Source organism: Bradyrhizobium sp. WSM2793, assembly GCF_000379585.1.
Lineage (GTDB): Bacteria > Pseudomonadota > Alphaproteobacteria > Rhizobiales > Xanthobacteraceae > Bradyrhizobium.
In genome coordinates this window covers 64,263-85,389 of the sequence record NZ_KB902789.1, presented here as the reverse complement: position 1 = coordinate 85,389, position 21,127 = coordinate 64,263, and the positions used below count along the sequence as shown (strand labels likewise).

The 21,127-nt window shown below is 64.9% G+C and carries 18 protein-coding genes; 5 read left to right on the top strand and 13 right to left on the bottom strand.

Going from position 1 to position 21,127, the window contains the following annotated elements; genetic code table 11:
• Window positions 1–157: 157 nt before the first annotated feature.
• Window positions 158–1,633: an FAD-binding oxidoreductase gene (locus tag A3AS_RS0122695; RefSeq protein ID WP_018319854.1), complete on the top strand. Its 1,476-nt coding sequence runs from the start codon at window positions 158–160 to the stop codon at window positions 1,631–1,633.
• A gap of 998 nt (window positions 1,634–2,631) precedes the next feature.
• On the opposite strand, the gene A3AS_RS0122685 is transcribed toward A3AS_RS0122695, so the two are convergent.
• The 3 genes from A3AS_RS0122685 to A3AS_RS0122675 all read right to left on the bottom strand — a co-directional run bounded on the left by A3AS_RS0122685 (window position 2,632) and on the right by A3AS_RS0122675 (window position 6,888).
• A complete protein-coding gene (locus A3AS_RS0122685; RefSeq protein ID WP_018319853.1) occupies window positions 2,632–4,329 on the bottom strand; it encodes a GMC family oxidoreductase in 1,698 nt (565 codons plus the stop codon).
• Between the two features lie 107 nt (window positions 4,330–4,436).
• Complete coding sequence (locus A3AS_RS0122680) at window positions 4,437–5,996, bottom strand: acyl-CoA carboxylase subunit beta (protein ID WP_018319852.1); 1,560 nt, start codon at window positions 5,994–5,996, stop codon at window positions 4,437–4,439.
• On the bottom strand, window positions 5,926–6,888 hold the full coding sequence (locus tag A3AS_RS0122675; protein ID WP_026202263.1) for an IclR family transcriptional regulator: 963 nt from the start codon (window positions 6,886–6,888) through the stop codon (window positions 5,926–5,928). Before A3AS_RS0122675 ends, A3AS_RS0122680 begins: the two co-directional genes overlap by 71 nt.
• A 94-nt stretch (window positions 6,889–6,982) precedes the next feature.
• Here A3AS_RS0122675 and A3AS_RS0122670 point away from each other — a divergent pair, with 94 nt between their 5' ends.
• From A3AS_RS0122670 to glsA, 4 genes are all read left to right on the top strand, one after another.
• On the top strand, window positions 6,983–7,204 hold the full coding sequence (locus tag A3AS_RS0122670) for an acetyl-CoA carboxylase biotin carboxyl carrier protein subunit (RefSeq protein ID WP_018319850.1): 222 nt from the start codon (window positions 6,983–6,985) through the stop codon (window positions 7,202–7,204).
• A gap of 168 nt (window positions 7,205–7,372) precedes the next feature.
• Complete coding sequence (locus A3AS_RS0122665) at window positions 7,373–8,539, top strand: TAXI family TRAP transporter solute-binding subunit (RefSeq protein WP_018319849.1); 1,167 nt, start codon at window positions 7,373–7,375, stop codon at window positions 8,537–8,539.
• Window positions 8,540–8,779: 240 nt separating this feature from the next.
• On the top strand, window positions 8,780–10,855 hold the full coding sequence (locus tag A3AS_RS0122660; RefSeq protein ID WP_018319848.1) for a TRAP transporter permease: 2,076 nt from the start codon (window positions 8,780–8,782) through the stop codon (window positions 10,853–10,855).
• Between the two features lie 21 nt (window positions 10,856–10,876).
• On the top strand, window positions 10,877–12,724 hold the full coding sequence (glsA, locus tag A3AS_RS0122655; RefSeq protein ID WP_018319847.1) for a glutaminase A: 1,848 nt from the start codon (window positions 10,877–10,879) through the stop codon (window positions 12,722–12,724).
• Window positions 12,725–12,730: 6 nt separating this feature from the next.
• On the opposite strand, the gene A3AS_RS0122650 is transcribed toward glsA, so the two are convergent.
• The 10 genes from A3AS_RS0122650 to denD form a co-directional block, all read right to left on the bottom strand.
• On the bottom strand, window positions 12,731–13,033 hold the full coding sequence (locus tag A3AS_RS0122650) for a nucleoside triphosphate pyrophosphohydrolase family protein (protein ID WP_018319846.1): 303 nt from the start codon (window positions 13,031–13,033) through the stop codon (window positions 12,731–12,733).
• Between the two features lie 26 nt (window positions 13,034–13,059).
• Window positions 13,060–13,587, bottom strand: coding sequence for a carboxymuconolactone decarboxylase family protein (locus A3AS_RS0122645; RefSeq protein WP_018319845.1), 528 nt, complete (start codon window positions 13,585–13,587; stop codon window positions 13,060–13,062).
• Between the two features lie 481 nt (window positions 13,588–14,068).
• Window positions 14,069–14,428 carry a Zn-ribbon domain-containing OB-fold protein gene (locus A3AS_RS0122635; RefSeq protein WP_018319843.1) on the bottom strand — a complete coding sequence of 120 codons (360 nt, stop codon included), beginning with the start codon at window positions 14,426–14,428 and terminating at the stop codon, window positions 14,069–14,071.
• Complete coding sequence (locus tag A3AS_RS0122630) at window positions 14,425–15,561, bottom strand: thiolase family protein (protein ID WP_018319842.1); 1,137 nt, start codon at window positions 15,559–15,561, stop codon at window positions 14,425–14,427. Before A3AS_RS0122630 ends, A3AS_RS0122635 begins: the two co-directional genes overlap by 4 nt.
• Before the next feature lie 10 nt (window positions 15,562–15,571).
• Window positions 15,572–16,771: a CaiB/BaiF CoA-transferase family protein gene (locus A3AS_RS0122625; protein WP_026202262.1), complete on the bottom strand. Its 1,200-nt coding sequence runs from the start codon at window positions 16,769–16,771 to the stop codon at window positions 15,572–15,574.
• Between the two features lie 126 nt (window positions 16,772–16,897).
• Window positions 16,898–17,104: a hypothetical protein gene (locus tag A3AS_RS0122620; RefSeq protein WP_018319840.1), complete on the bottom strand. Its 207-nt coding sequence runs from the start codon at window positions 17,102–17,104 to the stop codon at window positions 16,898–16,900.
• Window positions 17,105–17,227: 123 nt separating this feature from the next.
• Window positions 17,228–18,397, bottom strand: a complete 1,170-nt coding sequence (locus A3AS_RS0122615) for an acetyl-CoA acetyltransferase (protein ID WP_026202261.1) — start codon at window positions 18,395–18,397, stop codon at window positions 17,228–17,230.
• 61 nt (window positions 18,398–18,458) lie between these two features.
• Window positions 18,459–19,109: a bifunctional 4-hydroxy-2-oxoglutarate aldolase/2-dehydro-3-deoxy-phosphogluconate aldolase gene (eda, locus tag A3AS_RS0122610; protein ID WP_018319838.1), complete on the bottom strand. Its 651-nt coding sequence runs from the start codon at window positions 19,107–19,109 to the stop codon at window positions 18,459–18,461.
• A gap of 26 nt (window positions 19,110–19,135) precedes the next feature.
• Window positions 19,136–20,110, bottom strand: coding sequence for a sugar kinase (locus tag A3AS_RS0122605; RefSeq protein ID WP_018319837.1), 975 nt, complete (start codon window positions 20,108–20,110; stop codon window positions 19,136–19,138).
• A gap of 24 nt (window positions 20,111–20,134) precedes the next feature.
• Complete coding sequence (gene denD / locus A3AS_RS0122600) at window positions 20,135–21,121, bottom strand: D-erythronate dehydrogenase (RefSeq protein ID WP_018319836.1); 987 nt, start codon at window positions 21,119–21,121, stop codon at window positions 20,135–20,137.
• Between the last annotated feature and the right edge of the window lie 6 nt (window positions 21,122–21,127).

The window sequence follows — 21,127 nt, the reverse complement described above, 5'->3', positions numbered from 1 at the left end:
ACCCTCTTCCTCGCAAGGCTCAGATCTCCCGCGGACCGCCTTCGTCACCGGCTGCAGTTCGAGACATCTTGCCGTTAGACTCCCTGCGCCAAACGTGGACAATACCCGGGCACGTCACGTGCGCAGTGCACACCAAGATGCGCCAGGGGAAACGAAAATGCCGACTGCCTTCCCGTCGTCCGAACCCGCTATTCCAACCGCTCCCTTGACTGCCGAGATGCGCGATGCGTTGCGCGCCATCGTGGGTGACAAGGGCCTCATCGAAGATGAGCACGGCAAGCAACCGTTCGTGACGGATTGGCGGGGATTGCTGGTTGGCGGTGCCGGCGCCGTCGTCCGTCCTGGCAGCACCGAGGAGGTCGCGAAAGTGGTCCGGCTTTGCCATGAGCACGGCGTCGCCATCGTGCCGCAGGGCGGCAACACCGGCCTGATGGGTGGGGCGACGCCCTGGCCTGCGCACACCGGCATCGTGTTGTCGCTCGGCCGCATGAACCGCGTGCTGGACGTCGATCCCGTCGGCTACGCGATGACGGTCGAGGCCGGCTGCGTGCTGCAGACGCTTCAGGAGACGGCAAGCCGGCACGACAGGTTCTTGCCGCTCAGCCTCGGCGCCCAGGGCTCGTGCATGATCGGCGGCAATCTGTCGACCAACGCCGGCGGCGTGCAGGTGCTGCGCTATGGCAATGCCCGCAATCTCGTGTTGGGGCTTGAAGTCGTCCTGGCAAACGGCGAGGTCTGGGACGGATTGCGCGCGCTCAAGAAGGACAACACCGGCTATGACCTCAAGCACCTCTTCATGGGCGCCGAAGGCACGCTTGGCATCATCACCAAGGCCGTGCTCAAGCTGTGGCCGGCGCCGAAGGACGTCTCTACATCATGGCTGGCGATCCGCGATCCACGCGCGGCCCTTGAGATCCTGTCGGAAGCGCACGCGGCATCCGGAGACAATGTCGGCTCTTGCGAGCTGATGAGCCGCAGCGCGATCGACATGGTGCTGCGTCATATTCCCGGCACCCAGGATCCTCTCAAGGCCGACACGCCGTGGTACCTGCTGCTGGAATGGTCGTCCTCGCGGGCGCGCCAGGACGGCACTGAGGGCATGTCCGGGAAAATGGAGCGGTTTCTCGCCGATCAACTCGAGGCCGGCCGCGTGCTCGATGCGGTGATCTCCCACACGGTCAGTCAATCGCGCAACATGTGGCGCATCCGCGAAAGTGTCGCCGAGGCCTCCCGGGCCGAAGGTCCGGGGCTCAGCTTCGATGTGTCGGTGGCGATCTCAGGGATTCCGGAGTTCATCGCCAAGGGCACCACGGCGGTGCTCGACATTCTCCCGACCATCCGGCCCTATCCTTTGGGACACATCGGCGATGGCAATCTGCATTTTTCGTTCATGGGGCCGACCGGCATGGATCAGCAGACGCTGACCCAATACAAGGGCGCCATCACTCGGGCCGTGAACGATCTCGTCACCTCGATGGGCGGCTCGATCTCGGCGGAACACGGCATCGGCATCGACAAGCTCGACGAGCTCAGCCATTACCGCTCGAAGACCGAGCTCGACATCATGCGAACCATCAAGCGCGCGCTCGATCCGCAGAACATCATGAATCCCGGCAAGGTGCTGCGGCTGTGACCGACGCTGCGCCCCGCGTCAACGATCGATCGAGCGTGGGCAGGTCGCAACGAAGTTGCGACCTGTCCGCGGTCTTGTCGAGAGTGGTGTCCGCGACCCTCAAGCCGCCGAACCGCCGCGCGGATTCACGATCGCGTACCCTCGCAATGAACGTGCGTGGATTCGCGTAGCGTGTCCGCCCGAGTTGGCGTCATAGGCCATCCAGACATCGCCTCCGAGGTGCTGCTCCAGAACGAAAACGTGTCCTCGGCGCGCAGCAACCATTCCCGGCGCGGGTGATGTCCGCGGAAAGCGCAGCCAATTGGCCGCAAGATTCAATTCCGGCACGATACGACCGAACACGCGCAGAGCCGCGCCGCAGCCGCAGAAGGACGAAGGGCAGCCTGCCGGACGACCGCCGACAACGCGAGCCCCGGAAACACCGGAGACGGTCGCCGGCGTGGCGGCGCCCCCTGCGTCAGTCACTGTCAGCTGCGTCGAGCGGTACGCTTGCAGTGACGGCGTGGAATTCAGTGAGGATCTGGAAGCTAGTGAGTATCTGGAAGTTAGTGAGGACCTGGAAGTCCGCTCGCGCTGCATCTGCGAATACGAGAAGTCGCAGGGCATGGTGACATTGCATTCGGAAGCATGATGAATGCGATAAGGTCGCGCTTCCGAAGGGATAGAGCTCAAGGCAACGAAGAGGTACGCAGAAATTACTAGCCTGTACATTGCAGGACTCCAAAATAGAGTGGTCCTGCCCCAGGCAACGAGAAACCAATAACAGTTTGGCTGAAATGGGCCTAAAGAGCGGCTGAAAATGGCTGCATCTGCGCGACGCTGTCTGCAATCATCATAGCCTACAAATAGCGCCCGAAATGATTAACTCGCAGAGAACGAATGAACGCTCGGCGGGTCCAACGCACCGCATGCAATCAAGTCCGGTTCGTATTCGTCGTGGATTTTGCGGCAAGCTCTCCTCGTCACTGCGCTGCCCCTGATCGGCGCGACGCCGCTATTCACTGCATCATCGCTGCTGCGATCTTCTCCGCCGACATCAACACGGGAAAGTTGGTGTTGGCGCATGGCACCACCGGAAAGATCGAGGCGTCGACGACGCGCAGGCCCTGGATGCCCTTGACGCGGCCCTGATTGTCGACCACCGCCATCGGATCGTCGGCGCGGCCCATGCGGCATGAGCAGGAGGCGTGCCACACGCCGATCGTCGCCTTGCGCACGAAGGCCTCCAGCGCGTCGTCGTCGTTCATCACCTGATCGAAGGTGAAACCTTCGACCACGAAATTGTCGATCATGTAGTGGCGCAGCGCCGCCGGCCCGTCCATCAGCGTCGCGGCGATCTTGGTCAAGATCCTGTTCTTGGTGTTGACCACGCCGATCTTGCGGACCTTGTCCGTATAGGCGGCCGGGAACGGCTTGTCCGTCACCGCCTTGACCACGTCGCTCATCTGCACCGCCGCCATCTTGCGGAAGCCGCTCATCAGGCGATCGAGATCGCGCCGGTCGGACAACAGGTTGAACTCGACGATCGGCTCTGCCGACGGATCGCGCGAGGCGAGCTTGACCTGTCCGGTCTCGGAATAGGTCTTGTTGACGAAGGTCAGCAGCGAGCCGATCTGCTCGCCGACCGCATGCCAGGCCGACTTGGAGAGCAGGACGACGAACATGTCGCCCTTCGGCACGCCTGCGAGATCGGAGGAATAGCGCAGGCCCAGCTGCATGTGGCGCCTGGTGTGCTCGTTCATGCGCGCGCCGCGGCGGACAAAGGACGACAGCGAGATCGAGGGATGATCCATCAGGCGCTGGCCGACGCCCGGCAGTCCCATCAGCACAGGAATGCCGAGATCCTTGAGGTGGCCGACCGGCCCGATCCCGGCGCGCAACAGATGCGCCGGCGAATGGATGGCGCCGCTGGACAGAATGATCTCGCGTCCGCGGAATTCCTGCTCGCGTCCGTCAACCATCGCTTTGACGCCGACGCAGCGCGTGCCCTCGAACAGCAGCTCGCGCACTTGCGTGTTGGTGGAGATGGTGAGATTGGCGCGCTGGCGCGTGTCGCGATCGAGATAGCCCATCGCGGCGGAGACGCGTTGTTCGGCCTGGTTCGAATGCGTCACCGGGAAGAAGCCGTCGACGAACTCGCCGTTCTGGTCCGGCAGGAATCGGTGGCCGGCCTGCTGGAAAGCATCGGCGAACGCCTGCGAATGCCGCGTCCAGTGCTCCCTGGGGATGCGGCGGACCGGGATCCGGCCATCCTTGCCATGGTACGGTCCGTCGAAATCGAGGTCGCGCTCGACTTTCTTAAAGAAGGGCAGCACGTCGTTCCAGGTCCACCCTTCGGCGCCGCGCGCGTCCCATTCGTCGTAATCGGTGGGGGCGCCGCGGTTGGCCATCTGGCCGTTGATCGACGAGCCGCCGCCGAGCACGCGCGCTTGCTCGTATTTGCGCAAGGGAGGCCGGCCCACGTGTGGGTTGTTGTGGCTGACGACCTGCGTCGTGACCTTGAGCTCGGTCCAGTGGAAGCGCGGATCGAAATAGGCCGTGCCCGGATAGCTGTCCCTGATCTCGGCCGGCTCGTTACCGGGCGGCGTGTCCTGGCCGGCTTCGCACAGCAGGACCTTGTTGGCACTCTTCGCGGAGAGCCGGTGGGCCAGCACGGACCCCGCCGAGCCGCCGCCCACGATAATGAAGTCATACACGATTGGCGCGTCCTCTTGTTCTTGTTCGGGGAACGTAGCGCGTAATTGTTTTGAGGTCACGCCATCGCAGCCGCGACAGGATTGTCGCGCGGCAGCGATGGCCAATATCAAGGCCTGATCGAAAAGTTCTCCGGCGGCCCCGGCTTTCGCAGCGGCTCGGCGAGGCGCGCGAACTCGCACAGCAGCGACCTCGTCTTCCGGGGATCGATGATCTCCTCGACCCAGAACTTTTCGGCCGAGCGGAACGGAGAGCGCAGCTTGTTGAGGCGCGCCTCGATCTCCTTCAGCTTCTCCGCCTTGTCCTCGGCCGCGTCGATGTCGGCGCGATAGGCGGCCTCGATGCCGCCTTCGAGCGGCAGCGAGCCCCAATAGGCCGACGGCCAAGCGTAGCGGATCGAGAAGCGGTCGGCCGGCTGATGCACGACACCCGCAACACCAAACGCGTTGCGCAGGATCACGGTACACCAGGGCACGGTGGTCTGGTTCACCGCAGCCATGGCGCGAACGCCGTGGCGGATCGTGGCCGCCTTCTCGGCATCGAGACCGATCATGAAGCCCGGGCAATCCATGAGATAGACGACCGGCAGATGGAAGGTCTCGGCGAAGTCGACCCAGCGCACCACCTTCTGGCAGGCATCCGCCGTCCAGGAGCCGCCATAGTGAAAGCTGTCGCTGGCAAGCAGCAGCACCGCCCTGCCCTCCAGCCGCGCAAGGCCGACGATGACAGGCTTGCCGAAATTCTTGCCGATCTCAAAGAACGAGCCCTTGTCCACGACGGACTCGATAATGGGGCGCATCTTGTAGACCTGCTTGCGGTTGCGCGGCACCGCATTCATCAGCGCCTCTTCGCTCCGCTCCGGATTGTCGGTGCAGGGCAAGGTCGGCGGCAGCTCGTAGACCGACGACGGCAGATAAGACAGGAAACGCCGCGCGCAGGCAAAGGCCTCTTCTTCCGTGTCGACGGCATGATCGACCGCGCCGGCGCGGGTCTGGATGTCGGCGCCGCCGAGCTCCTCCTTCGAGAGGTCCTGCCCCAGCGCCTTCACCACCGGCGGCCCCGCGACGAACATCGCGGACTTCCGGGTCATGATGGAATAGTGGCTGGCGGCAAGCCGCGCGGCGCCAAGGCCTGCGACCGAGCCGAGGCCGAGTGCGACCACCGGCACGCGCGACAAATTCTCCGTCGTGAACCGATACCAGCGCGTGCCGCCGATGCCTCCAGGCAGATTCGCCGCGCCCTTGGTCTCGATGGTCTTGACCGAGCCGCCGCCGCCGGAGCCTTCGATGATGCGGACGATGGGCAGACGGAAATCGTGCGCCATCTCCTCCGCCATCAACGGCTTTGCCGAGATCGACGCATCAGCCGAACCGCCGCGCACCGTGAAATCATCGCCGACCACGACCACGGTGCGGCCGTCGACGCGCGCACGGCCGAACACGCAATTCGCCGGCGTGAGCTTTTTCAAATCGCCGCTGGAATCGTACTCGCCGATGCCGGAGACGGTACCGATCTCGTGAAAGCTGCCTTTGTCGATCAGCTTGTCGATACGCTCCCGAACAGTCAGCCGGCCCTGGTCATGCTGTCGCTTGACCTTGTCAACGCCGCCCATCTCCCGCGCGAAGGCTTCGCGCCGGGCGAGCTCGTCGAGTTCCGGCTTCCAGTTCATTCACTCCCTCCGAATGGATCGGCTTGTTATTGTTATGCACGGCCATTGCGACCGGTTTACGCGGGAAGGCATCGCCCTCGGAGCCTTCCATCAGGCTGCCGAGCGAGCGACCGAGCGTAAGCATCAGCGGCGCGACTTCGTCATGCAGACGCTGCTCGTCATACATCGCCGAGAGCAGGCCGATCGTGATGACCACGAAGGTCTGGTACTGCGGCGACCAGATCGGCACCGCGAGGCCGTTGATGTGCGGGCTCCACAAGCCGCAGGCCACGACATAGCCGCGCTCTCGCAACATCTGCCGGTTGGCCTCGATGCGGGGCTTCAGGATCTTCGCGGCCTCGGGCGCCTCCCGTTCGAAGTCCGCGATGAAGGCATCGCCGATCTCCGGCGCCAGCGCTGCGGTGTAGGCCGCGCCCGCGGCGGTCGAGGCCATCGAGATGCGACTGCCGGTGCCCTCATGCAGGCCCAGCGCAGAGGGCGAGCGTGCGAACTGGAGATAGACCAGATGAAAGCGGTCGGGCACGACGAATCCCACCGTGCCCGGCAGCTGCTCGGCGACTTCCTGGAGCCGCTGGCGGATCATGCTGCGCAGCTGCGCGCCCTTCATCATCGAAGCGCTCATCGCAACCGCGCTCGGGCCGATGCGATATTTCTGATCGCGCGGCAGATAGACGAGCTGGCCCATCCGCGTCAGCGTATGCGTGAGCCGCGACACCGTCGAGCGCGGCAGGCCGCAGCGATTTGAAATCTCGAGATTGCCGAGCCTTGCCTCGTGGCCCTCGAAGCATCGCAACACGTCGAACGCGCGCGAGACCACCTGGATGACATCACCCTCACCGGCATCGCCAGCGAGCACGCCTTGCCTACTCAACCGCTCCGATCGTCGTCCCATGTGTTCCCTACCGTTGTTCCGCTCTGCGGAATTAAATTCCACTTGCAGACGACGCTACCTCAGGCATTTTGCGACGACAACAAAAAGGGATGGCATGCCAGAAATTAAGATCGTCACGGAGGTCGCCGGGCGCGTCTGCGCAACTCCCGTGCAAGTTGGAGGAACCATTGCGGATGGCGATGAAATTGTAATCGTCGAAGCAATGAAGATGGAATTACCGGTGCTCTCGCCTGCAAGCGGCACGATCACATCGCTTCTCGTCAAGCTCGACGACGTCGTTGCGGAGGGACAGGCGGTCGCGATTGTCGCGTGCTGACGGCGTTATCCGTCGCTTCCGCGGCAATCTGTCAGTCTCGTTCCCGCATGCGCGGTACGGCGTTGCCATCGCCCGACGCGGGTGACATGATCCGTCGCAAACAAAACTCTGTTTCAAACAAAGAACGAAAATCTTCGCGGCAAACGCGAAAGATCATTGGAGGGAAACATGCTTCGTGGGCTGCTCGTGCTCGCGCCTGCCTTGGTGGCGGGCATCTCTTTTGCGTCTACACGCTATTCGTTCGCCGAAGACATCAAGCTGCCGGCGACGTTGACGTTCACCGCCTATGACACCGGAACCGCCGGCTTCAACATCGCGGTCGGCGTCGGCAAGATGATGAAGGACAAATACGGCACCGACGTGCGCGTGCTGCCCGCAGGCAACGACGTTGCCCGTCTCGCGCCGCTGCGCGCCCAGCGCGCGGCATCCTCGGCGATGGGATCCGGCACCTACTTCGCGCAGGAAGGCGTGTTCGAGTTCGGCGCGAAGGAATGGGGTCCGCAGCCGCTTCAGATCCTGCTTTCGAGCGTCGACTGCAATTGCGGTTCGCTCGGCGTCGCCGCCGACACCGGCGTGAAGGAGCTGAAGGACCTCAAGGGCAAGCGTGTCGGCTTCGTGGTCGGCTCACCCGCGCTGAACCAGAACTCGCTCGCCGTGCTCGCTTTCGCCGGGCTGACGCAAAAAGACATCAAGGCCGTCGAATTCGCAAGCTACGGCGCGATGTGGAAAGGGCTGATCAACAACGACGTCGATGCCGCATTCGGCACCACCATCACCGGCCCCGCCAAGGAAGCCGAGACCTCGCCGCGCGGCCTGATCTGGCCGCCGCTGCCTGCCAAGGACAAGGAAGGCTGGGCGCGAATGCAGAAGGTCGGATCGTTCTTCTTCCCGCAAGTGGCGACCTGCGGGGCCGGCATCTCGCCGGACAAGCCGGTCGAGCTCGGCAACTACCCCTACCCGATCTTCGTCGCCTATGCCTCGCAGCCGGCCGACCAGGTCTATGCGATCACCAAGGCGATGATCACGAACTACGACGCTTACAAGGATTCGGCGCCCGGTGCCGGCGGGCTCGCGGCCGACCGCCAGACCAAGAACTGGGTGGTGCCGGTGCATCCCGGCTCGGTGAAGGCACTGAAGGAAGCCGGACAGTGGAGCGACGCGCAGGAGGCGCACAACAACAAGCTGATCAAGCGGCAGGAGGTGCTGGCAGCCGCGTGGGCCGATTACGGCAAGTCCAACCCGCCGTCGGACGACAAGGCGTTCCTCGATGGCTGGATGAAGGCGCGCGCAACAGCGCTTGCGAAAGCCGACATGCCGAACGGGTTCGAGGATTAGCGCACGATGTTGTTGGGCTTGATGGCCGCCGCGCGAGAAGTGCGCTCCCTCTCCCGCTTGCGGGAGAGGGTTGGGGAGAGGGTATCTCCGCAGTGGGATTCCCCCAGAGGAGACAGCCCTCACCCGGCGCTGCGCGCCGACCTCTCCCGCAAGCGGGAGAGGTTGAGGAGCCCGCGGCTTGATCGATTCAACCAACGGCCATTCGCTTAGTTAGTTACCAGCCCACACGCGGGATCGACGATGTCTTCTGTTTCCACCTCCACTGCCCCGCAAGACGAGACCAAGCGGATCGTGTTCGACGATCCCCATGGCGCGGCCGGCAACATGCAGGAGGCCGAAGTCACGCGCGTGCGCACCTTGCGCGGCGCCTGGCGCTGGACGCTGGTCGCAGCGACCGCGGCGACGATCCTGCTCTGCATCAACCAGCAGTTCTCGCTGCGCTTCTTCATCGGCTACACCCAGCTCAACACGGAGTATTTCTATCTCCTGATCGCGTTGATGCTGCCCTTCACCTTCCTGATCTTTCCCGGCACGGAGCGCGCGCCGCTCGACCGGATCCCCTGGTACGACCTCGTCTTGTTCGTCGCGACTTTCGCCGCAGCGCTGCTGCTGATGTCGAACGTGCGCAAGGCGGCGGAGGCCGGCTGGGAGTTCGGCGGCGCGCCGAACAACGTGATCGCGGCGGGGCTCGTGATGTGGGCGATGCTGATGGAGGCGTTGCGGCGCACCGGCGGCTGGAGCCTGCTGTTGAGCGTGCTCCCCTTCACGGTCTATCCGCTATTCGCCGAATCCAGCTGGCTCGGCCCGTTCCGCGGCACGCAATCGACGCTGGAGCAGGCGACCGCCTATCACGTGCTGTCGGGCGAGAGCCTGCTCGGCATTCCGATCCAGGCCTTCGCCGACACCGTGATCGGCTTCCTCGTGTTCGGCACCGCGCTGATGATGACCGGCGCCGGAAAATTCTTCATCAACCTTGCCTTCGCGCTGTGCGGCACCTTCCGCGGCGGCGCGGCCAAGGTCTGCATCTTCGCCAGCGGCCTGCTCGGCATGATGTCGGGCTCGATTATCTCCAACGTGCTGACCGCCGGCACCATGACCATTCCCGTGATGAAGAAGAGCGGCTTTCGCGCCTCCTATGCCGGCGCGATCGAGGCCTGCGCCTCGACCGGTGCGGTGCTGGCGCCGCCGGTGATGGGCGCGACCGCCTTCGTGATCGCGCAGTTCCTCAATGTCAGCTACGCCGAGGTCGCGGTCGCCGCGATCATCCCGGCCGTGCTTTATTATGTCGGCCTGTTCATGCAGGTCGACTCCTACGCCGCGCGCCACGGGCTGAAGGGAATTCCGCGCGCCGAGCTGCCGCGGATCATGGATACGATCAAGGACGGCTGGTACTACGTCTTCGTCATCGCCCTGCTGATCGTGATGCTGCTCTACTTCAAGCGCGAGAGCCATGCGCCATTCTACGCGACCGCGCTGCTGCTGGTGCTCAACCAGTTCTTCTCCAAGGACACGCGCTGGACCTTTGCGACGATCGGCAAATTCCTGGAGGTCAACGGCCGCACCTTCGTCGAGCTGGTCGGCATCCTCGCCGGCTGCGGTCTCCTGATCGGCGCGTTCTCGATGACAGGCGTGGTGTCGAGCCTCGCCAACGACCTCCTGCATATTGCCGGAGACAATCCCTTCCTGCTGCTCGGCATGTGTGCGCTCACCAGCCTCATCCTCGGCCTCGGGCTGACGACGACGGCCTGCTACATCTTCCTCGCCATCCTGGTCGCGCCCGCGCTGGAGAAGCTCGGGCTGAACAAGATGGCCGTGCACATGTTCATCTTCTATTGGGGCATGCTGTCGTCGATCACCCCGCCGGTCGCGATCGCGTCCTTCGCGGCCGCCGGCATTGCCGGCTCGCCGGCGATGAAGACGGGCTGGGAATCGATGTGGGTCGGCAGCATCATCTATTTCATCCCGTTCTTCTTCGTGCTCAATCCGGCGCTGGTGCTGCAAGGGCCGAGCCCGTATCTCGCCGGTCTCGGCCTGATGGGACTTGCGGCGTTCGGCACGCTGTTCATCTGCGGTGGCATCCAGGGCTATCAGCCCTTCGTCGGTGACCTCCGCCGCGCCGGCGCGCTGGAATGGCCGATCCGCGTGCTGCTGGTGATCGGCGGCTTCGTGGTGGCGACACCGGGCGGCGGGATCATGCCGCTGTCGCAGATGCAGGTGACGCTGCTGGGCCTTGCCATCCTTGTGCCCACGGCGTTGCTCGCCCTCCTGCTGGTCCGGCGGCAGACCGTGGTTCCGAACGGGTTGCGCGTGCCCTGATTGCGTTGCACAAGAGAGGCGATGACCCCGCTCTCGCCTCTCGCCGCCGCCTGGACCCGCTCGAAGCCGCCCTTGCTGCGGTTTCTGGACAATTGCCTCAACGAATTCTCCGCCGAAACCTCGGGCAGCGTCGCCAACTACATTCCCGAGCTGAGCAAGGCTGATCCTGCCTATTTTGGCATCAGCCTCGCGACACTGGATGGCCACGTCTACGAGGTCGGCGACTCCAGGGTGCCCTTCACCATCCAGTCGATGTCAAAACCGTTCGTGTTCGCGCTGGCGCTGGACCTTCTGGGCGCAGGCCGCGTCGAGAGCGCGATCGGCGTCGAACCGTCGGGCGATCCCTTCAACTCGATCCGGCTTAATTCCGAGAACCACCCGTTCAACCCGATGGTCAATGCCGGCGCGATCGCCTGCACCGGGCTGATTTACGACAGCAAGGGCGCAGATGCCTTCGAGCAGATTCGGCTCGCGCTGAGCCGCTTCGCGGGCCGCGATCTCGCCGTCGACGAGGCCGTCTACGGCTCGGAGAGCCAGACCGGCGACCGCAACCGCGCGATCGGTTATCTGCTCAAGACCAACGCGGTGATCTCCGACAACGTTGCAGCCGTGCTCGACGTCTATTTCCGGCAATGCGCGGTGCTGGTCACCGCGCGGGACATCGCGGTGATGGCGGCGACCCTCGCCAATCGCGGAGTCAATCCGGTCACGGGCGAGCAGGTGCTGACGCCTTACGCCATCTCCCGCACGCTGTCGGTGATGACCTCCTCGGGCATGTACGACTATGCCGGCGAATGGATCTACCGGATCGGCATTCCCGCCAAGAGCGGCGTCGGTGGCGGCATCCTCGCCGCGCTCCCCGCCCGCCTCGGGCTCGGCAGCTATTCGCCGAAACTCGACAAGCACGGCAACAGCGTGCGCGGCATCAAGGTCTGCGAGGCGCTGTCCTCGCACTACGATCTGCACATGCTCAACCGCAGCGACGATGCCCGCAACGCCGTCATCGCCGACTACGATATCGGCAAGAGCCCGTCACGCCGCGTGCGCCGGCCGCAGGAGCGCGAGATTCTCGCCGCGCATGAGCAGGAAGTGCGGATCATCGAGCTGGTCGGCACGCTGTCGCTGTCCGCGGTCGACTACGTCTCCCGGCGGCTCGCTGCCCGGCCCCGCCCCCAATTCGTGATCTTCGATCTGCACCGCGTCACCTCCACCACGCGCGCCGGCGCGCGGCTTGTCGCCGAAGCGTTCGCGGAGCTCGCCGCACTGAATGTCACGGTGGTGCTGTCGGGCGTCAGGCGCGCATCCAGGGAGTGGGACACGTTGCGGGAATGGACGGCCGAGCTGAAGAACGTCCGCGACTTCTACCTGCTCGACACCGCGATCGAATGGGCCGAAGACCAGATCGTCTACCGCTACGGCGGCTCGATCGACTTTCATGAGACCACCGAGCTTGCCGAGCAGCCGCTGCTCGAGGGCCTCGGCGAGGACGAGCTGGCGGATCTCGCCTCGATCTGCACCATCCGCACCTATCAGTCCGGCGCCAAGATTCTCACCACCGGCGATCGCACCGATTCCCTGTTCTTCCTGCGCAGCGGCGCCGTGCACGTCACGCTGCCTGACGGCGTGCGGCTCGCGACGCTGACCGCGGGCATGGCGTTCGGCGAGATGGCGCTGCTGGAGTCCACGCGCTCGGCCGACGTCTTCGCCGACATGGCGGCGACCGCCTATGAGGCTCCGCTGCAGGAATTCGAACGCTTCCGCCAGCAGCACCCGCACGCCAGCGAGCGCATCATGCGCAATCTCGCCCAGCTCCTCGCCGATCGCCTGATCGTGGCGAACGCGAAGGTGGATATTTTGACGTCGACGTGAGCGAGCCTACCGGCTCGCCGCCTCGCTCAGCCGCCGCTTGATCTTTGCCGCGCTCCTTTCGAGCAGCTCGGACGGTTTCTGGCCGGTCGTCGCGCAGAGGCAGGCCCAGTAATAGATGACGTCGCCGAGCTCATCGACGAGGCCAGCCTTGTCGAGCCAGTCATCGCGCAACAGCTTCTTGATGTGCTCGGCGACCTCGCCGGCTTCACCTGCGAGGCCGAGACCGAGATAGGACAGCCGCTCGTTGGACGGATGTTCATCGACTTTCGCAACGCTCGCGGCCCAAACCGCATATTCATCGATCGTCATTGGCATCCCTCGCCGCGGTGCTTCGATCAGCCCACCACTTCGGTAACGGGCTGGAGATCGATCTCGAACGTCTCCAGGAATTTCGAGGTCATGATGTAGAAGCCGACCGAGAGCTGGAGCTCGACCAGCGCGGCCGGCGTCAGCTTCGCTGCGATCGCCTTGAAGGTCGCATCCGTCGGCTTCCTGAGCTTCACGATCTCGTCGGTGAAGGCGAGCGCGGCGCGCTGCACCTCGTTGAAGCACGTCGCCGCCTGCCAGTTTTCGAGCGCCTCGTTCTGCGCGTCGGTGACGCCGACATTCTTGCCGATCCGCTTGTGCGCGACGATCTCGTACGGCGCCTCGCACAAGATTCCGGTGCGGGTGATCGCAAGCTCGCGCACGACCGGATCGAGCTCGCCCTTGTGACGGATGGCGCCCCCCAAGCGGCAGTACTGCTCGAAATAGCTCGGCGAGTGCGCCATCATGCGGAAGATGTTGGCGTTGCGGTTCTTGTCGAGAATTTCGCGGGTGCGGTCGGATGCCTTGGACGGGTCGCTGTAGCTGATGCGGGCCATGATTTTCCTGAAGTTTTCCCTGATTTTTTGATGCTTTTTGTCGTCGTCCGCGCAAGTTCCCAAAGACTCTATTCGCGCGAGGACGCAGGAGCAACATTATCGAGTCAAATTGCCGCCGCATTGCTGATCGACCCTGACACAGTCGATATTCGCCGCGTGGGGACAAATCGCGGTGAGTACTCGCAAATGGGGTGTTCCGAGTCAAACAATTGGCCATCGGGTGCGCTAGCCGCACAACGATGAGTCACGCCCAAGTCTAGGGAGAAAAAGGCATGAAGGAAGCCACCAAGGGGGCGGCCTCGGGAGCGCTCGCGCATATGCTGGCGGTGACGGCGATGCTCGTCATCGCCAGCATCTTGTTCTACGGGCGTTAGTTGGAGTTTTAGAGTTTTCGTCATTCCGGGGTGGCCCCTCGCACAGGCCAGGCCCAGAATACCCGTTCCAGGCTCGGTCCATGACCGCCCCCGAATGACGAATCCCGTTACATTTCCTTCGTGAAGAACGGCACGAGCTCCCCGGCGAACGGTTTGAAGCTCGCAACGACCGAGTCGCCGATGGCGAGTCCGTTGTCGCCATGCGCCATCATGCGAAAGCCCTCGGCGCAATCGACCAGCAGGATGTTGTAGGGCACGTGTGCGCGCGTCTCGGGTGTGGCGGCGCGGCAGACCAGCGAGGTGGCATAGACCCTGCCCTTGCCGCTGGCGCGCTGTTCGTGCGGATCCGATTCGCCACAAGCCGCGCAGAAGGCGCGGTGGAAATACTGCACATGCCCGCATGAGTTGCAGGTCTGAAAGGTGATGGCCGCTTCGCCCTTGGTCCAGTCTGCCAGACGCCCGCTCATCGCACTCGCTCCAGGAACATGCTCACATGCGACGACAGCACGCCGCCGTCGCCATGGAGCAGCGCAATCGAGGCGTCGCGCACCTGGCGGCTCGCCGCCCGCCCCGTCATCTGCAAATGCGCCTCGACCAGATGCGCCATGGCGCCGCCGACGCCGCAATGGCCGTAACTGAGCAGGCCGCCATGTGTGTTCAGCGGCATCGCGCCGTCGCGGCTGAAATGGCCTGATCGCACGCGGGCTGCGGCCTCACCGCGGCCGGCAAGGCCGAGGTCTTCCAGCAGCATCGCGAGTGTGATGGTAAAACTGTCGTAGATCGCGGCGTAGCGCACGTCGGAGATCGCAAGGCCCGTGGCCTTCTTGGCGCGGGCGATGGAGATCTCGGCGCCGAGTTCACTGAGCGCGGGCGCGGCCGTGACATGCTGATGGGTATGCGCCTGCGCGCAGCCGCGGATGCGCACGCCCGCCTCCCCGGTCCGCTCGCGGCTGATGACGAAGGCGGCGCCGCCGTCGGACACCGGGCAGCAGTCGAGCAGCTTGAGCGGCATCGCCACCGGCTTCGAGGCCATGACGTCGGCGACGGTAATGGGGTCGTGGAATTGCGCACCGGGATGGGTGCAGGCGTGGGCGCGCATCAGCACCGCGAATTCGGCGAGATCCTCTTCGGTCACGCCATATTCGTGCATGTACCTGCTGGCGACGAGGCCGTAATAGGCGGGAATGGTCGGCCCCAGCGGCACCTCGTAGTCGGGATGGCCGACCTGCGCCAGCGCCTGGATCGAGGCATCACGGCTCTGCCCGGTGAGCCGGTTCTCGCCGGCGACGACGAGCACGTTGCGCGCGACGCCCGAGGTGACGAGGTGATGCGCCAGCATCGTCATCGCCAGCCCCGTGGCGCCGCCGACCTGCACGGCGTGGGCGTAAGCGGGGCGGATGCCAAAGTGCTCGGCGAACACGGTCGCCAGCATGATGTGCGGCGAGACGGTGGAATAGCCGCAGAGGATGCCGTCGATGTCCGCACGCGTCAGCCCGGCATCGTCGAGCGCGGCTTGTGCCGCCTGGCTCATCAGGTCGAGCGAGGACGAGCCTTCGTGCTTGCCGAAGGGCGTGAGGCCGACGCCGGTGATGAAGCTCATGGTGCCTCCCCTACTCCGGCACCGACCGCGTAACACCGTCTCGCACCATGGCGGCGATGTCGTCGGCGGAGTATCCGATCCCGCGAAGAATCTCCGCGCCGTGCTCGTTGAGCCGCGGGGCCAGCCGCACCGGCTCGGCCTCCGTCTCCGACCAGGTCGCCGTCACCTTCATGCTGCGGATCGGCCCCTCGGTCGGATGGGTCACGACGGGGAAGAAATTCGTCGCCGCCAGATGCTCGTCGTGCAGGATCGAGGCGAGGTCGTGCATCGGCATCACGGGGACATCGGCCTTGGTCAGCAGCTCGATCCATTCGGCGGTCGTGCGCGTCTCGAAGATGCGCGCGAGCTCGGCATAGACCACATCGATATTGGCGGCACGGCCGGCGAAGGTCGCAAATCTGGGATCGGCGCGGAGGTCGTCGCGCGCGGTCGCCTTGAAGAAATTGTCCCACTGCTTGTCGTTGTAGACGATGACGCTGAGATAGCCGTCCGAGGTCTTGTAGGGCCTGCGGTCGCGCGAGAGGTGGCGGGCATAGCCGCCCTTGTCGAGCGGCGGCTCATAGGTGAGACCGCCCATGTGATCGCCCATGACGAAGCCGGCCATGGTCTCGAACATCGGGATATCGACCCGCTGGCCGCGTCCGGTGCGGTCGCGATGCACGAGACTGGCGCAGATCGCGCCGACGGCGGTAAGGCCGACGATACGGTCGACCAGCGCGTTCGGCACATAGCGCGGCACGCCGTCCCCGGTCTGCGCCATCAGCGCCGGCAGCGCGGTGGCGCCCTGGATCAGATCGTCATAGGCGGGCTTTGCGGCATACGGGCCATCCTGGCCAAAGCCGAACACGCCGGCATAGACGAGGCGCGGGTTGATTTTCGAGACGACGTCGTAGCCGAGCTGAAGCCGCGCCATCGCCTGCGGGCGGACGTTGTAGACGAGAACGTCGGCGTCCTTCAGCAGTCGCAACACGGCCTCGCGGCCCGCCGGCTTTTTCAGATCGAGGCAGATCGAGCGCTTGCTGCGGTTGGTGTTGAGGAACACCGGGCCCATGCCGGCGTGGCGCATCGGGCCGATCAGGCGGGTGACGTCGCCATCGAGCGATTCCACCTTGATGACGTCGGCGCCGTAATCGCCGAGCATCTGGGTCGCATAAGGCCCCATCAGCACGGTGGTCATGTCGATGACCTTGATGCCCTTCAGCGGCCCCATCATTCGCTCCCGATTGCGCGGGGGCCAGGCGCGGCCCCGCGATTTCGGTCCAGCTAAAGGCAGCAAAGCCGCGCGCACAAGGGCGGCCGGCGTATGGCCGCATGCGCCGCGCGGTGATATCGGCGGCTATTTCTTCTGGCGGGATTCGCGGATCTTGAGGAGCCGGTCGAGCTCTTCGTTCTGCTGGTTGATCCGGTCGGCGATGCGCGACTCGTTCTGCTCGCCTGAAGCGGCCGCGGCCTGCTCGATGAGCTGCCGTATATTGTCCTCGAGGATCGCAATTCGACCGTTGAGTGCGTCCATCGACAGCGAGTCTTCGTAGTCAGTGCTCATGATGCTCTTCCGCCAATCAATCAGGAGCCATAGGGTGGGCCAGGCGAAGCGGGCCCACCATGATCTAACGCAAGGAAGATGATGGGCACGGCGCCTTCGCGCCTTTGCCCACCCTACGAGAGCCTACTTCAGCGGCTCCAGCACCGAGACGTAGTTGGCGACAGCGGCGCCGCCCATGTTGAAGATGCCGCCGAGCTTGGCGTTCTTGAGCTGCATGCCCTCGGGCGCCTGGCCTGCGAGCTGCATCGCGGTCATCACGTGCATGGAGACGCCGGTGGCGCCGATCGGATGGCCCTTGGCCTTGAGGCCGCCGGACGGATTGACCGGCAGCTTGCCGTCCTTCAGCGTCCAGCCTTCCTTGATGGCGCGGGCGCCCTGCCCCCGCGGCGTCAGGCCCATCGCTTCGTATTCGATCAGCTCGGCCACGGTGAAGCAGTCATGGGTCTCGACGAAGGAGAGATCGGACAGCGTGACCCCCGCCTTTTCCAGCGCGCGCTGCCAGGCGACGGTGCAGCCCTCGAACTGGAGGATGTCGCGCTTGCTCATGGGCAGGAAGTCCTGGGCGTGCGCGGTGGCGCGGAAGCCGATCGACTTGGCCATGCCCTTGGCGGTCTCGGCGTCGGCCAGCACCAGCGCGGCGGCGCCGTCGGAGACCAGCGAGCAGTCGGTGCGCTTCAGGGGGCCGGCGACGTAGGGATTCTTCTCGCTCTCGGCGCGGCAAAAGTCGAAGCCGAAATCCTTGCGCATCTGGGCGAAGGGATTGGCGACGCCGTTCTTGTGGTTCTTGGCCGCGATCAGCGCCAGCGCGTCGGACTGGTCGCCGTATTTCTGGAAGTAGGAGCTGGCGATCTTGCCGAACACGCCGGCAAAGCCGCCGACGGTGTCACCGTCCTCGGGCAGGTAGGATGCCTTCAGCAGGTTCTTGCCGATCTCGGGCCCCGGGGTGCGCGTCATCTGCTCGACGCCGACGACCAGGACGATCTTGGCGGCGCCTGCGGCAATCGCGCGCAGGCCCTGGTGCACGGCGGCAGAACCGGTGGCGCAGGCGTTCTCGACCCGGGTCGCCGGCTTGAAGCGCAGCTTCGGGTCGGCCTGGAGCACCAGCGAGGCGGTAAAATCCTGCGGCGAGAAGCCCGCGTTGAAATGGCCGAGCACGATCTCGTCGACATCGCCGGCCGAAATGCCGGCATCGGCCATCGCCTCATTGGCGACGCGGGTGACGAGGCTTTCGACGGTTTCGGTGTCGAACTTGCCGAACGGCGTATGCGCCCATCCGACGATGCTGGCGGTCATGGTCATGTCTCCCTGAGGTCTCTCTTCCTGAGCTAAGTCTTAGCGCAGGGATGGCAAGACTTCACGCGGGTTTCAGGGCCTTGAGGGTGCGCTGGCAGATGGCAGTTATGCCGGCCCAGTTCCCGGCCTTGATCTCGGCCGTCGGGCACAGCCAGGAACCGCCGACTGCGACCACGTTGGGCTCGGCGAGCCAGCTCGCCGCATTGGCCTCACCGATGCCGCCCGTCGGGCAGAACCGCACGTTCGGGAACGGGCCGGCGAGCGAACGCAGGCCCTTGATGCCGCCGGCTTGCTCGGCCGGGAAGAATTTTGCAACGTCGAGGCCGTGCGAAAGCGCCAGCATCAGTTCGGACGCCGTGGCGATGCCCGGCGCGAACGGCAGCGAGCTGTGGGCTGCGGCCTTCAGGAGATCGGGGGTCAGGCCCGGGCTGATGCCGAAGGCGACGCCGAGCTTCTCGACACGGGTGAAGTCGGTGGGATTGAGGATCGTGCCGATGCCGACGACCGCCTCCGGCACTTCGGCCATCATCGCCCGCGCCGCCTCGATCGCAACCGGGGTGCGCATGGTCACCTCCAGCGTGCGGACGCCGCCGGCGACCAGCGCGCGCGCCAACGGCACGGCATCCTGGATGCGCTCGATGGTGAGCACGGGAATGACGGTCGCCGCCTTGAACAGCGCGGCGAGATGGTTCTGTTGGGCAGTCGTGGTCATAGGTCTCGATCTTTACTTGGTCGCTTCTACTTGGTCGCCTGGCGGGAGGTCGCCGGCCGGTGTCGTTTCTTCGGCGGCATGGCATAGCCCGGAATAATGGCGCCGGAATAGCAGATCACGAGGCTGGCGAGGCGATGCCCGGCCCGGGCGGCCTCGACCGGATCGGAACCGGCGAGCCGGGCCGCGATATAGGCCGCGGCAAAGCTGTCTCCGGCCGCCGTGGTGTCGACGACGGGGCTGGTCATGGGTTCGGCACGGACCTCGCTCGTTCCGCCGGGGAAGCGCAGCAGGCTCACGGGCTCGGCGAGCCGGAACACCAGCTCGGGCGTCGGGATACGTGCCATCAGCTGATCGTTGCTCTCGCCGGGATAGAGCGCGAGCAGATCCTCGGTGGAGGTCAGCACGATGTCGGCGGCGGTGAAAGCAGCCGCAAATACCTCGCGCGCGACGTCGCGGTCCGGCCACCCCCGCGCGCGAAAATTGGTGTCGAACACGAAGCGGGTGCCGAGCAGGCGTGCGCGCTTGATTGCAGCGAACAGGCGCTCGCGGCCGGGCGCATCGTAGATCGAGAGCGTGATCGCGGAGAGATAGACGATGTCGTAGCTCATCAGCGAGTTGAGGAGTTCATCGGTCTCTGGCAGGCTCATCAGCTGCCGCGCCGCCGCGCTGTCGCGCCAGTGAAAGAACTGGCGCTCGCCCTTCGCATCCAGCTGGATCATGTAGAGGCCGGGCAGCTTGCCGGCCAGCCGCACGACACGCCTCGTGCCGACATTCTCCGCGTTCCAGGCCGCGATCATCTCGTCGCTGAGGCCGTCATCGCCGAGCGCGGTGAAATAATCGACCTTGACCTCGAGCCGCGCCAGATAGACGGCGGTGTTGAGGGTATCACCGCCGAAGCCGCGCGAATACAGCCCGCCGCCCTGCCCTTGCCCGGCAGACGCGCCGCCTTGCGCCTGCCTGAGCTCGACCATGCACTCGCCGATGCAAGCAACGCTCGCCATCACCAGGGCCCGCTCAGTCAGAGATCATGCGACGAAGTTGCCGCCGAGCTCGTCTTCGATGTGAATGCGGATGATGTCGTCGAAGGTCTTCTCGGCAGTGGTGAAGCCGAGCTCGAGCGACCGCTTCGCATTGAAATTGCGCGGCCAGCCGCCGACGATGCCGACGATGAAGGGATCAGGCTCGCGCTTGATGCGCGCCGCGACCTTCTCGCCCGCAACCCGCTTCAACGCGGCGATCTGCTCGCCGACCGTCGCCGACAGGCCCGGCATGGTCAGATTGCGGCGCGGGCCCACCGCGGCGAGATCCATGGTGCCGGCGTGCAGCAGGAATCCGACCGCCGAGCGCGGCGTGGCGTGCCAGTGGCGGACATCCTCGGAAACCGGGAGCACCGCTTCCTTGCCGGCCAGCGGCTCGCGCAGGATATTGGAGAAGAAGCCGGATGCCGCCTTGTTGGGCAGGCCGGGCCGGATGCAGATGGTCGGCAGCCGGATGCCGATGCCGTCGAGGAAGCCGCGGCGCGAATAGTCGGCCAGCAGCAATTCGCCGATCGCCTTCTGAGCGCCGTAGCTGAGCAGCGGGGTGTGGAAGAACTCGTCGCCGATCGCATCCGGGAACGGCGCGCCGAACACCGCGATCGAGGACGTGAACACCACGCGCGGCTTGTAGCCGCCACCGACCAACCGAATGGCATCGAGCAGCATTCGCGTGCCATCGAGATTGATGCGGTAACCCTTGTCGAAATCGAGCTCGGCCTCGCCCGAGACGATCGCGGCGAGATGGAAGATCACGTCCGGGCGGCCGGCGATCAGCTTTTCGGCAGCGCCCGGCACGGCGAAATCGCCCGACACCGTCTCGACGGGGAAACCAGCCTTCTCGGGCTTCTTCGGCTCGACCACGTCATGCATGGTGAGCTTGGTGATGTCGCTCTTGCCGAGCCGGCCGTCACGCAACAGCCGTTCACACAATTTGCGGCCGACCATGCCGGCGGCGCCCAGAACCAGAACGTGCAAGAGCTT